Annotated in this window: 13 protein-coding genes; 6 read left to right on the forward strand and 7 right to left on the reverse strand. The window is 64.5% G+C overall.

Translation table 11 applies throughout. From position 1 onward, the window contains the following. Window positions 1–17: 17 nt before the first annotated feature. Window positions 18–305, reverse strand: coding sequence for a hypothetical protein (locus ACVC5H_RS12270; RefSeq protein WP_489622552.1), 288 nt, complete (start codon window positions 303–305; stop codon window positions 18–20). Between the two features lie 215 nt (window positions 306–520). On the opposite strand from ACVC5H_RS12270, the gene ACVC5H_RS12275 reads away from it, so the two are divergent. Then, the gene (locus tag ACVC5H_RS12275) at window positions 521–1,690 is read left to right on the forward strand and encodes a 50S ribosomal protein L11 methyltransferase (protein WP_489622553.1); all 1,170 of its coding nucleotides are present in this window, start codon (window positions 521–523) and stop codon (window positions 1,688–1,690) included. Window positions 1,691–1,710: 20 nt separating this feature from the next. Continuing rightward, window positions 1,711–2,139 carry a hypothetical protein gene (locus ACVC5H_RS12280; protein WP_489622554.1) on the forward strand — a complete coding sequence of 143 codons (429 nt, stop codon included), beginning with the start codon at window positions 1,711–1,713 and terminating at the stop codon, window positions 2,137–2,139. Window positions 2,140–2,156: 17 nt separating this feature from the next. Here ACVC5H_RS12280 and ACVC5H_RS12285 read toward each other — a convergent pair whose 3' ends face one another. Beyond that, window positions 2,157–3,554 (reverse strand): sensor histidine kinase, encoded by a 1,398-nt coding sequence (locus tag ACVC5H_RS12285; RefSeq protein WP_489622555.1) that lies wholly within the window; start codon window positions 3,552–3,554, stop codon window positions 2,157–2,159. Then, entirely contained in the window at window positions 3,554–4,267 is a 714-nt protein-coding gene (locus ACVC5H_RS12290; RefSeq protein WP_489622556.1) for a response regulator transcription factor, read from the reverse strand. The genes ACVC5H_RS12285 and ACVC5H_RS12290 overlap by 1 nt, the downstream gene beginning before the upstream one ends. Before the next feature lie 173 nt (window positions 4,268–4,440). On the opposite strand from ACVC5H_RS12290, the gene ACVC5H_RS12295 reads away from it, so the two are divergent. The 3 genes from ACVC5H_RS12295 (at window position 4,441) to ACVC5H_RS12305 (ending at window position 7,246) form a co-directional block, all read left to right on the forward strand. Continuing rightward, the gene (locus ACVC5H_RS12295) at window positions 4,441–5,232 is read left to right on the forward strand and encodes an ABC transporter ATP-binding protein (RefSeq protein WP_489622557.1); all 792 of its coding nucleotides are present in this window, start codon (window positions 4,441–4,443) and stop codon (window positions 5,230–5,232) included. Window positions 5,233–5,259: 27 nt separating this feature from the next. Next, the gene (locus ACVC5H_RS12300; protein ID WP_489622558.1) at window positions 5,260–6,129 is read left to right on the forward strand and encodes an ABC transporter permease; all 870 of its coding nucleotides are present in this window, start codon (window positions 5,260–5,262) and stop codon (window positions 6,127–6,129) included. A 100-nt stretch (window positions 6,130–6,229) separates the two neighbouring features. Then, window positions 6,230–7,246 carry an ABC transporter substrate-binding protein gene (locus ACVC5H_RS12305; RefSeq protein WP_489622559.1) on the forward strand — a complete coding sequence of 339 codons (1,017 nt, stop codon included), beginning with the start codon at window positions 6,230–6,232 and terminating at the stop codon, window positions 7,244–7,246. 25 nt (window positions 7,247–7,271) lie between these two features. On the opposite strand, the gene ACVC5H_RS12310 is transcribed toward ACVC5H_RS12305, so the two are convergent. Further along, on the reverse strand, window positions 7,272–7,733 hold the full coding sequence (locus ACVC5H_RS12310; protein ID WP_489622560.1) for a DUF2267 domain-containing protein: 462 nt from the start codon (window positions 7,731–7,733) through the stop codon (window positions 7,272–7,274). A gap of 214 nt (window positions 7,734–7,947) precedes the next feature. Here ACVC5H_RS12310 and ACVC5H_RS12315 point away from each other — a divergent pair, with 214 nt between their 5' ends. Then, window positions 7,948–8,388 carry a YkgJ family cysteine cluster protein gene (locus ACVC5H_RS12315; RefSeq protein WP_489622561.1) on the forward strand — a complete coding sequence of 147 codons (441 nt, stop codon included), beginning with the start codon at window positions 7,948–7,950 and terminating at the stop codon, window positions 8,386–8,388. A gap of 4 nt (window positions 8,389–8,392) precedes the next feature. Here ACVC5H_RS12315 and ACVC5H_RS12320 read toward each other — a convergent pair whose 3' ends face one another. From ACVC5H_RS12320 to ACVC5H_RS12330, 3 genes are all read right to left on the reverse strand, one after another. After that, entirely contained in the window at window positions 8,393–10,261 is a 1,869-nt protein-coding gene (locus ACVC5H_RS12320) for a peptide transporter (protein ID WP_489622562.1), read from the reverse strand. Between the two features lie 66 nt (window positions 10,262–10,327). After that, window positions 10,328–11,347: a hypothetical protein gene (locus ACVC5H_RS12325; RefSeq protein ID WP_489622563.1), complete on the reverse strand. Its 1,020-nt coding sequence runs from the start codon at window positions 11,345–11,347 to the stop codon at window positions 10,328–10,330. Between the two features lie 78 nt (window positions 11,348–11,425). Then, window positions 11,426–12,430 carry a helix-turn-helix domain-containing protein gene (locus ACVC5H_RS12330; protein WP_489622564.1) on the reverse strand — a complete coding sequence of 335 codons (1,005 nt, stop codon included), beginning with the start codon at window positions 12,428–12,430 and terminating at the stop codon, window positions 11,426–11,428. Window positions 12,431–12,492: the final 62 nt, after the last annotated feature.

Here is a 12,492-nt window from a genome sequence, read left to right on the forward strand (position 1 = left end):
CCCCATTCACGGTCAGTTCAGATCAGCCCGATGATCCGCCCCATCTCGGTGATGTACGGGCTATCCTTCAAGACCTGGTTTTCCAGGCTGTCGGCGGCGCGGCGCAGGGATTGCCAGGTGTCGCCGACATGGCCGGCATGCGGCTGCGGTTCGCTCAGGTGTTGCCGCAGGCGGGCGATGTCCTCGCGCAACTGGTCGGCCTCGCTACTGCCGGCCGGCAGTTTCTGCAATTCCGCCTCGAACTGGCCGACCATCTCCAACAGGCGCTGGTGATCGAAAGCTGGGGTTTGCATGGGCTCGCTCATGGATTCTCCTTCGGTGATTGACCGGCTCCATCATAGGCGCATCGCCACCGGGCCGGCAAAAAAATGCGCCGGGGTTTGCCCGGCATCAAGTTCTGCTGTTTGGGCGTCATAGGGCAGGGGAAGTTCCGGCAGCACTGCGCGGCGGGCCTGCTTTGTTACACTGGCGGCTGTTTTTTGCGCGGCGCTTCCTGCGCCGCCCCTGCTGACCCGGATTCATGACCTCACACGACGACACTTCTCCTTTCATCACCTGGTCCTCCGGTGCCACCCCGCAGCGGCTGCGCTGGCACTCGGAGGCCGGCAACCCGCCGCCCAAGCGCATCGTCGAGGCCGATGACCGGTTGGCCGCCGACAGCGCCTACAAGCTGGCCTGCGAGGGCACTGGCCTGCTCTGGCGCGGCGACTTCCAGAATGCGCGGCAACTGCTGCAGGCCCTGGGCCGCCGGGTCGACCGCGCCCGCGAACGCGCCCAGGCCAAGAGCAAGACCAGACCGGCCGCCGACAGCCCGGCACAAGCTTTTCATCATCATCGCCAGATGCAGGCCCAGCGCGCACGCATCCTGGGCATGTTGCTCATCCCCGTCGATCCCGGCTTCGTGGTGCCGTTGCGGCGCGCACCCGAGGTGCAGGCCGCCTGCAGCGAAGCCTACGATGCGGCGCTGGCAGGTGAGGCCTTCGCGGTCTCGCTACGTGAGCTGCAGGGCTTGATCGGCGCGCATGAATGGCGCAAGAAGGGCGTGGAAATCGGCGCACTCGGTGGCCGCATCCATCCCTGGTACGGCGTTTTCTCCCCCGTGCGGGGCGAATATGTGGACCTGGTGGCGCAAGCGCCGCTGCCCTCCACCGAGCTGGCCTTCGATGTCGGCGTGGGCAGTGGCGTGCTGTCCGCGGTGCTGGCCCAGCGCGGCGTACGCAAGATCGTCGCTACTGACATGGACCCGCGCGCCCTGGCGTGCGCGCGAGAGAACCTGCAAGGGCTGGGCGTATTGGCCAAGGTCGAATTGCAACAGGCGGACCTGTTTCCGCCGGGCCGCGCACCGCTGATCGTCTGCAATCCGCCCTGGCTGCCGGCGCGGCCGAGTTCGCCCATCGAGCACGCGGTCTACGATCCTGACAGCCGCATGCTGCTGGGCTATCTCAAGGGCCTGGCCGAGCACCTGACGCCGCAGGGTGAAGGCTGGCTCATCATGTCCGATTTCGCCGAGCACCTGGGCTTGCGTCCGCCTGCCATGCTGGCCGAGGCCATCGCCCAGGCCGGGCTGGAGGTGGTGGCACGGCACGATATCAAACCGCGCCACGGCAAGGCCATCGATCGCGATGATCCCCTGCATGCGGCGCGCAGCAAGGAAACCACCAGCCTGTATCGCCTGCGTACGCGGGCCTGAACGACGGGGAGACCTCGACCATGCAATCAATCCGCCTGTTGCCGCTGCTGCTGAGCGCCCTGATCCTGCCGGCCACCGCCCAGGTCACCACGCGCGACCTGGGTGGCCACTATGGTCCGCAGCAGGCCGTTCCTGTCCCCGTGCCGGTGCCGGATGCGCTGAACCGCAACCCGCCCTTGAGCGAGCCCATCACCACCTCCGGCAACAGCTGCACCTGCCAGGTGGCCGAGACCAGCGGCAGCGCCTGCATGATCTTCCTGCGCACCAACGCGGCTGACTGGATCGCCCGCAATGCGCCACAGACCGCGCTGCGCTCTTCGGCCAGCGGTCGCTACTACGACGCACCCTTCAGCCTGGCGGCCAGCGCCTGTGCCGCACGCAAGGTGGCACCGGGCAACGTGAAGGTGCATTGGCTGGACCGCCGCAATGCGATCCTGGAGTGGAAGTAGGGCGCTGATCCGCACGATCAGGCCGGCTCCTGCCAGGCCGGGAAGTCCAGCATGACCGAAAAATGCCCATCGGGCAGATAGGCAAACCGCATCTCCCCGGCATGCGCGCGCATCACTTCTTCCACGATGGATAGTCCCAGGCTGGCGCCCATGCGGTTCTCGCCGCGCGGGGCGAAGGGCTTGCGCAATCGCTCCCAATCCTCGGCCGCGATCCCCGGGCCGTCATCGATGAAGCTGAGCCGGTGGCGCTTGCCGTCGCTGTCCAGGCGTACGTGCAGCAGGCCCGGTGCGCCGTATTGCAGGGCATTGTCGAGGATGTTCTTGATGGCCTCGCCCAGCGCGATGGCATCGCCCTGGATCAGGCAGGGCAGCGGCGGCACGTCCAGCGCCAGGTCGTGCGGGGTGCGGGCGCGGTTGGAGAGCACTTCGGTCATCTGCGAGCGCACCAGTTCGCCCAGTTCGATGCGTTGCTGCAAGCGGCTGTCGTTGCGATGCTGGACCATGGCATGGTTGATGAGCTGATTGACCAGCGCCCCCAGGTTGCGCGTGCGTTCGCGCAGCAGGGCCAGGTGGCGCTGGCGCTTGTCTTCGCTGGTCTCGCTGGCCAGCAGTTCCATCTGGGCTACCAGGGCGGTGACGGGCGTGCGCAACTGATGCGCGGCATCGCCGATGACACGGCGCATGGTGGCGCGATGCACCACCAGCCTTTCCATGAAGGCATTGATGGCTGAGACCAGCGCATGGGTCTCGGCAGGCACGGTTAACGACAGAGGTGAAAGATCGTTCAGGTCCCGTTCGCGGATGGCCGCCTCGATGCGCTTGAGCGGCGCCAGCGCCTGATACAAGGTGAACATCGCTGCCAAAATCGTGAGAACGCTCATGGCCACGATCACGATCAGGGCCTTGCTGCCCAGGCTCTGTGCAAAGGACATGCGGGCATTGTTGGTCTGGGCCAGCACGATCACGGCCCAGGGATGGGGGCCGTCGACCGGCATGCGGCGGCCGATGATGGCCATGCGTACCGGCGTGCCGAGATAGTCGCCGTCGCGCAGCAGTGGCCCTTGCTCCAGCGCATCCCAGGGAATCTCCGGCCGGAACTCCCCATCGCCCGCGATCACCCGCCCGCGCGGATCGAACACCACATAGATGGCATGGTCGCCCGTGCCCAACATGGACAGGGCTGCCAGCGGCACGTCGACGTTGACCTCGCCATGGTCGTACCAGGTGTTCTCGGCGATCTGCAAGGCGCTGCCGGCCAGGATGCGGTCATAGGCCTGGCGTGCGGCCAGTTGGGTGGAGATCCAGATGGCAATGAGCAGCGCGGCGGCACTGACCAGCAGCACCGCGCCCACGCGCACCACCAGCCGCGTATAGAGCGAGCGCCCGGCGACGACGTGCGGCGAACGGCCCAGCATCAGTGCAGTGCGCCGGCAGGGCTGGATGCAGCCACGTCGCCGGCCGCCGGTGCGTGCAGCACCAGCTGGTAGCCCAGCCCGCGCAGGGTGCGGATCTCGAAGGCGGCGCCGGCCAGCTTCTTGCGCAGGCGCGCCACGTATTGCTCGACCGTATTGGCGTTGGGCGTGTCGTCGACCGTGAAGAGGCGGTCCATCAACTCATCCTTGTTGAAGATGCGCCCCGGCCGCGCGGCGATGATTTCCAGCAGCGTCACCTCGCGCCGGGTCAGTTCGATGGGCTGGCCGTCCAGCGTGGCGCTGCGACTCTTGCGGTCGATGCACAGGTTGGCACATTGCAGCAAGTTGGTCGATTCGCCGCCGCTACGGCGCAGCAGCACGCGGATGCGCGCCTCCAGCTCGCGAAAGTCGAAGGGCTTGACCAGGTAATCGTCCGCGCCCAGGTCCAGCGCCCGCACCCTTTCCTCGATCTCGCCGCAGGCGGTCAGCATCAGGACCGGCGTATGCTGGCCGCGTGCACGCAATTGCTCCAGCAGGGCGAAGCCGTCGGTCTGCGGCAGCATCACGTCCAGGATCAGCAGGTCGAAGGCTTCACCCAGGCGGCGCGCGGCCTGGCCGCCATGGTTTTCCCATTCCACGGTATGGCCGGTGCGGGTGAGATGGGAAACGATGGCCTCGGCCACGTCGGCGGTGTCTTCGACCAGCAGGATGCGCATGGGGATCTCCAGTGTTTTGCGATGCCGCAGCTGTTGGCGCTGCTTGGGCAGGGCGCCATTGTATGCCTGAACCGTATGTCGGCAATAGTCGTCAGGATTTAGTCAGATTGGTTACAGCTTCGCGGCCTAGCATCCTCAACACCATAAATCCTATAAATCATTTGGAGACCTGCATGAGCGACCCTGCCCAAGGTGCGTCGATCCTCGACCCCTCGCGTCCGCTGCTGGAAATCGATCGCGTCACGCTGCAATACAAGACCACTGATTCGCTGGTGACGGCCACCCAGAACGTGAGCTTCAACGTCCATCCGGGCGACCGCTACATCCTGCTGGGCCCCTCGGGTTGCGGCAAGTCCACCTTGCTCAAGGCCATCGGCGGCTACCTGCAGCCGACCTCGGGGGCGATCCGCCTCAAGGGCCGGGAAGTGCACGAACCCGGTCCGGACCGCATGATGGTGTTCCAGGAATTCGACCAGCTGCTGCCCTGGAAGACGGTGCGCCAGAACGTCGAATTCGCGCTGCACGCCAGTGGCCGCCTGCACGGCAAGGCCGCCGCCGAACGCGCCGAGTACTACATCGGCAAGGTCGGGCTGGCCAAGTTCATCGACAGCTATCCGCACATGCTCTCCGGTGGCATGAAACAGCGCGTGTCCATCGCCCGTGGCATGGCCATGGAGCCTGACGTGCTGCTGATGGATGAACCCTTCGCCGCCCTCGATGCGCTGACCCGCCGCAAGATGCAGGACGAGCTGCTGCGCCTGTGGGACGACACCCAGTTCACGGTGCTCTTCGTGACCCACTCGATTGAAGAAGCGATCCGCGTGGGCACCCGCATCCTGCTGCTGACGCCCCATCCCGGCCAGGTCCGCGCCGAACTCAATAGCATCGATCCCGGCCAGCTGGGGACGGCCGCCCAGGCCGAGCTGGAAACCCGCATCAACGACATGCTGTTCGCCCATCACTGATCACTGCGCTGCGCCGGAGACACCCACATGCAAACCAATCTGCCCTTCGTCCGCCCGGAAATCCTGGTGGACCCCAATCCCGACGCCACCGCTGAGGTCCAGCGGCCGCTGTCGGCCTTCGAGTCGCTCTATCGTCTGGGCTGGCTGCGCAAGACCGTGATCCTGCTGGTGCTGGCCCTGATCTGGGAAGTCTATGGCCGCTGGCTGGACAATGCCTTGCTCTTCCCCAGCTTCAGCGAGACGGTGCAAGCCTTCCTCTCCGGTATCGGCAGCGGCGTGCTGCTGCAGCGTGCGGCCGTGTCGATGCAGACGCTGCTGGTCGGCTATGGCCTGGGCATCCTGCTGGCCGGGTTGCTGACGACGGTGGCCATCAGCTCGCGCATCGGCAACGACCTGCTGGAAACGCTGACCTCCATGTTCAACCCGCTGCCGGCCATTGCGCTTCTGCCGCTGGCACTGATCTGGTTCGGCCTGGGCACCGGCAGCATCATCTTCGTGCTGGTGCACTCGGTGCTGTGGGCGGTGGCCTTGAATACGCATGGGGGTTTCCGTGCGGTCTCCAACACGCTGCGCATGGTTGGTCAGAACTACGGTTTACGCCGCTTCTCGCTGGTGAAGTCGATCCTCATTCCTGCGGCCTTCCCCAGCATCCTCACCGGGCTGAAGGTGGGCTGGGCTTTCGCCTGGCGGACCCTGATCGCGGCCGAGCTGGTCTTTGGCGTTTCCTCCGGGGCCGGTGGCCTGGGCTGGTACATCTTCGAAAACCGCAACCAGCTGGAAACGGCCAATGTGTTCTCGGGCCTGTTCTTCGTGATCATCATCGGCCTGGTCGTGGAAAACCTGATCTTCGCCCAGATCGAAAAACGCACCATCCGCCGCTGGGGCATGCAGCACTGAGCCGTCGGGCCTTGTCTGCATACAAGGCCCACGCGAACCATACATCAATACGCAACAACCCATACAAGACCGATAAACTGACGACCTTCAGGAGACAACAATGCAACGACGTACCTTTACCAGTTTGATGCTGGCCAGTGCCCTGGCGCTGTCCGGCGTATCCGGCACGGCCCATGCCGAAGCGCAGGAAGTGCGCATCTCGCACGGCTATGGCCTGCTGTATTTGCCGCTGATGGTGATCCGCGACCAGAACCTGGTGGAGAAGCACGCCAAGGCCATGGGCTTGGGCGACGTCAAGACCAAGTGGGTGCTGCTCGATGGCGGCAACGTCATCAATGACGCCATGCTGGCCGGCAATCTCGATATCGCCGGCACCGGTGCCCCGGGCTTCGTGACGCTGTGGTCCAAGGCGCACGGCATCCCGCGTTCGGAAGTGGTTGGGCTGGGCGCCTTGTCGACGTCGCCGCTCTGGCTCAATACCAACAATCCCAACGTCAAGTCGCTGAAGGACTTCACGCCCAAGGACAAGATCGCCATCCCGGGCATCAAGACGTCGCTGTCGGCGGTGCTGCTGCAGATGGCGGCGGCCAAGACCTTCGGCATCGAGAACTATGCCAAGCTGGACCCGCTCACGGTGAGTCTGTCGCATCCGGAAGCGATGGCTTCGCTGGTCTCGGGCAAGACCGAAATCACCGCCCACTTCACCTCGCCGCCGTTCTCCTACCAGGAAGCCAAGGCCCCCGGCATCACCCGCGTGCTGAACTCCACCGACGTGCTGGGCCACATCACCATCGACGTGGTGTTTGCGTTGAAGTCCTTTACCGACAAGAATCCCAAGCTGACCCAGGCCTTCATGGCTGCACAGGAAGAGGCCAACGCCTACATCGCCAAGAACCGCAAGGGCGCGGCCGAGATCTTCCTGCGCGTGTCCAAGCTGAAGCTGCCGCAGGAGGAGGTGGAGCAGATGCTGGCCGATCCAGGCACCGAGTTCAGCACAACGCCGGTGGACATCATGCAGTACGTGGTCTTCATGAGCAAAGCCGGCACCATCAAGACCAAGCCAGCCGTGTGGCATGACATGTTCGTGCCGGTGTTCAAGGAGCGCAAGGGGAGCTGAACAGGCCCTGGCATGTCTGGTCTGCTTAACGGGGATGTTCTATCGCTTGCGCCTTCTCTTCGGAGGGCGGTGGCGTCCAGAATTCAATGGCACCTGCAGGCAGACCCGACAGGAAGTCAAAAAAACATTTCTGGTCAACGCGCTTGAGCAGCGCCTTGGCCACCAGCGCGATGGCGTTATCCGTCGAAAAATTATGGCGTTCGCGCAGCGCGCGCACCTCCTCGGTCATGCTGGCTCTGGTGCCGAAGCTCAGCAGGCGCTCGCTGGCGTCCCAGCGTTCGAACAGCATCGCGCGCAGGCAAACGGGCAGCAGCGCAGCAAATTCAATGGTCTGCTGGACGGTCAAGCGGCGCCGGAACGTGCGCAGCACGCCCTCGACCATCGTGTAAGTCACGTGGGTACTCCACAGATCGGCGCTGTCCCGTACCTCGATAAGAAAATCGTAAAAGATTTCTGAGGCTCGGCTGTATTCAACAGGAACTGGCATGGTTGGTTTTCTGAGAGGCAAACAAGGATTGACGCATGGGACTGGAAGTTGTGCTGACGTAACTTTTTGTGCCGGATGTCAGGTGTTGCTCAAGCCTGGGGCGCTCGTTGGAGCGAGTTCGAAAGATGGGCTCGTTGCGATCTTTCACCCGAAAACGGGATAATGCACGGCAGTGATTTTCGTATCAATGATGATTTCTGTCTTCGGCTTTTACATGTCTGCAAACACCGCCCTCCACTGGATCATCGATGAAGACCGCCTCTTCACCGACATGGCCGACTCCCCCGACAATCCTTGCACTTCCTGCGGAGGCTGCTGCGCGCACTTCCGCGTGTCCTTCTATTGCGGCGAGCTCAGCGACGGGCTGGGCGGCATCGTGCCGGTAGAACTGACCAGCAAGATCAATGACACCATGGCCTGCATGAAGGGCACGGAAAAGGGTCATGGCCGCTGCGTTGCACTGGTCGGCGAACTGGGCCGGCCCGGGGTGGGATGCAGCATCTACCCCCAGCGGCCCAGCCCCTGCCGCGAATTCTCTCCATGGGAGGCCGATGGTCAGCCCAATCCAGCCTGCCAGCAGCGGCGCCAGGCGCTCGGCCTGCCGGTGCTGGCGGCCTTGCCGCCGGAACAGGCGGCGCCCGTCCTGCCTGCCTGAATCCTCAGCGGGCCGAATCCCCGCTGCACAGCGCAGCAAGCGCATCTCCCAGCGATTCCGGCCGTCCTTCGAAGAGTGTTTGCATTGCTTGCGGATCAGCCAGTAGCGCATAGAGTGCGCTGCGTTCGGCATAACTAGTGGCCAGGCGCACGGCGGCCAGGATGTAGTCGTCCAGGGTGCCCGTGATAGTCCAGTCCGGCAGGCCGACTCGGCGGAACAGCCCTTCGTCGATGTGCTCGAAGACTTCCGGCCCGGTCTTGCAGATGCCCGGCAGGCCAACCGTGAAGGCATCGATGATGCCGTTGGTATTGCCGAAGGGGAATGGCGACAGGAACATGTCGCACTGGTTGAAGATAGCCAGGTACTGCTGATAGGGCTGGTGCGGATAGACCTGCGCCGTGGGCAGGTAGCGCAGGATCAGGCGCTGCAGTTGCGGATACAGCAGCCCTTGCGCCTGGCCGACCAGGAAGTGCAGACGCACCTGGCGCCGCTTGCCGTCTGGCACCTGGGCTGCCAATTCGACGATACGCTGGCAAGCCATCAGGAAGCGCGGATTGAGTTTCATGGTGGTGGCGGCAATGGCCACGTTCACCACAGTCTGGTCGCGCCGCTCCAGGCGCGGTACGGCGAAGGGAATGGCCGTAGGGCGATAGGGCTGGCCATCGGCCGGCAGGCGCAGCAAAGGCTCGCTGAAGCAGGCCGGGTCGCCGACGAAATCCTCTTCCACGCTGATGTAGTCGATGCGCGGCGAATGCGTGGTGGCCGGGTGGCCCAGCGCCGCCACCTGCAAGGGCGCCACGCGCAGATTGGCGGCGAACATGGTGATGGGGAACATGCCCACGCTGGGCATGTAGAACACGCGCGGCTGGCGTGCCTCTGCAATCTCGCGCACGCTGCGCAGGCTGGCCATCAGGTCGCCCGGCTGCTCCAGCGTGATGAATTCATCGAAGACCGCTCGGCCCAGTTCATCCGTATTGGCGGCATAGCCCAGGGCAACCACGTGGAAATGGCGGCGCGCCGCTTCCAGCGTCTTGGAGTGGGTGCGATAGATCGAATGCCCGCCCGAAAACCATTCCAGCAGCACCAGCATCACCGGCTTGCCCTCGACACGCGCCTGGCCCGCATGCGTCAGGTCATGCAGTCCTTCGGCATGCAGCTTCTTGACCACCAAGTGGTTGATGGCTGCCTTGATGCGGTGCCGCTGCGGCAGGTCGGCGTAGCTGCAATGCATGTAGACGTCGTGCAGCACGCCCACCGGCAAGCCTTCCAGCGACTCCAGTTCATGCAGGCGGTCGGGCAGCCAGTGCAGCAGCGCTTCTCGCTTGCCGTGTGCCGCTGGCGTGCCGAGAAAGCGCGGCGACATCAGCGCCAGGAACAGTGCCGCAGCCAGCGGCTTGTTTTGCGCCCAGAGCGCTTCCACGTCCAGCGGCAATTCGGATTCGGGCGAATAAAGCAGGCAGAATTTCACCAGGTCCAGCGGCTTGACTTCGAACACCTCCGATTGCGGGCCGCCAAAGTTGAGCGAGCGCAGGATGTGGTCGGCGTTGATGAAATGGCTGGCACCGAAGAGCGCCGCCAGCCAGCGCTGGAAGTGGATGAGCTGGCCAAAGCCGCTGGGACTGAGATGAAAGCTCGGGTCCGACAGCAAGGCCGAGATGGCACTGGTCACGCGGGTGAGCATGTGCTGTTCCAGCTCGGCCGGGGTCACGGCCGGGGAGACCTGCAGCGAGAACTTGCCGGTCAGCTGGCCATACTGGCGGTCGATCAGCTGCAGCAGCCGCACCAGTTCCCGCGCGGCCGGTTCCTGCTGGCGGGCGTAGCAGAGGTACTCGAAGTGTTCCAGGGAGAAAATGTCGTCTTGGCTGGCCGTCATTGCAGGTTCTCATCCTCAGGCTGGGGCTGCGGGCATTGTGCCGTCTCTACGCCATCACCGCCAGCATCAGCGGTCCGGCTGCGGGAAGATCAGCCCCAGCGCCAGGGGCGAGCGGTACAGTTTGGGAGCGCCATGCGCTGCCTCCGGGATCACCTGCTGTGGATGCTGCACGGCGATCTGCCATTGCCGTGCAAGGTATTGTTCATACGCCAGATAAGCCTGTTGGCGCGCCAGCCGCGTCGGCCCCTGCAAGGCGGCACCGCAGGACCTGTCGAGGAAACGATGCTGCGGATTGACATCCCGGCCCCCAACCAGGTAACGCACGTCGCGCGCCGCATAACGGGCAAAGAGCTGGCGTCCATCCAGATGCTGTTGCGCCACGTAGGCCGGGGCCTGGCCGAGTCCATAACGATAATTGTCGTAATGCGGGCAGGATGCCGCAGAGGGCAGCGCAAAGCCATCACCCTGCGGACGCTCCGCGCTCAGGTACAGATAGGAAGAGGGACTGGAGATGACGTAGCGCACGTGGATGCCGGCTTGCTCCAGGCCTTCGGTGATGCCATTGAGCAGGGCATAGCGCTGCATCAGCTGGGCACCCGCCGAATGACCGATCAGCACGATCTCGCGCAAATCCGGAAAGTGCCGTGGCTCGGCCAGCCAATGCATGAGGTCGTCCAGGGCTGCGAAGCTGGTCACGCCCGTGACGCCGTGGATGGACGCCTCTCCCTGCATCCAGGCAGCGCCGCCCCAGATCGGCATGTCCGGCAAGCCTCCGGCATCCTTGCGTGCCATGAAGTTGGGGGCCAGCAAGAGTGTATTGGCCGGTGTCAGCTGTGCCCGCTGCAGCAGTTGCTGGCCGAGGGCGAAGTAATCCACGGCATTGCGCTTGACCCCATGCACGATGATGACCGCGCGCTCTACATGGCTGGGCAGCTGGCCCAGGTCGGCATTGGCGTAGACGGCCATGGTGTAGGGAGTGGCGGCGTCGATGGAGAGCGCCTGGCGGGACGGCGGGGACGCGGCCTGGGTCGTCAGTACGGGCAGAGACAACGCGGCGGCGAGCAGCAGGGCGGATAAATTTGCCATAGGTTCAGGTATAGGCTGGCATGCAAATGCATACGTACAGAATATACCGTGATGCGGCCCAGTCAGCGCCCGATATACTCAGTGACGGGTGCGAGCCTGCAGCATGGCCGAGGGTGTCTGCCCGAACAGTTTCTTGTAGTCGCAGGAAAACTGGCTGAAATTGGCGAAGCCCCAGGCTGCCGCGATGTCGCCGATGCTGCCCACGGCCTGACTGCCATCGCCCTGGCACAGCGCGCGGCGCACCCCGTTCAGGCGCAGCGAGCGCAGGTAATTCATGGGGCTCATGCCCAGCACATCCTCGAAGCAGTATTGCAGTGTGCGGCGGCTCACATGGACCGCCTCGCACAGCATCGGCACGGTCACCGGACTATCCTGATGGGCCATGGCGAACTCCCGCGCATCGTTGACGATGCGGCGCCGGCGCAGGAAGCTCGCGCCCGCTTCGGTCTCGATCTCGCCCTCATCGAGCATGGCCAGCAGCGCGACCAGCACGGCTTCCTGGCGCAGTTGCAGCGCGGCATGGGCCTGCGCGCCGCTGGCCTGGGCCGCCAGTGCCAGGAGCCCATGGATGTGCTGGCGGCAGTCTTGCAAGCCCTGATGGTCTACCTTGAGCAGCTCGGCCTGGCCCAGGCGGCGCCAGTCAGGCTGGCAGCCCAGCCGCGTGGCGCTGGCCTGCAAGGCATCGCGCTGGACCACGATGCCGTAGATCTCATGCGCATCAGGCGTGACCAGTTCGAATTCGCAGGCGCCCGGCCGCGTCATCACCACATCCTCGCCGACCTGGCGGCCATTGATGCGCATGCCGCTGGTGCGCACCTCGATGCCGAACCAGTAGGCGTCCGGCCATACCTGGCAGGATTGCCGCACGGCACGGCTGCTGGCTTCGCGGAAGATCTGCAGGCCGCTGCTCTGCCACTCCTGCAGCACGCCTTCGAAGCTGCCGCAGGTGATCTGGTCGTAGCGCTGTTCCCAGTCGGTCAGGTTGTGGGCGTGCTCATCCACGTCGCGCGCAATCGCGGTGCGCAATGCGCGCGGCTTGTGCGTGGCAGCTGTGTCAGCCTGGGACAGAAGAACAGAGGACATGGAACGACTCCTTGATCGACCGGCGGCGGGGAAGCCGCGCAGGTTTGCCGAATTTCGATAAC

The sequence above is a fragment of the Herbaspirillum sp. Her3 genome (assembly GCF_057961275.1).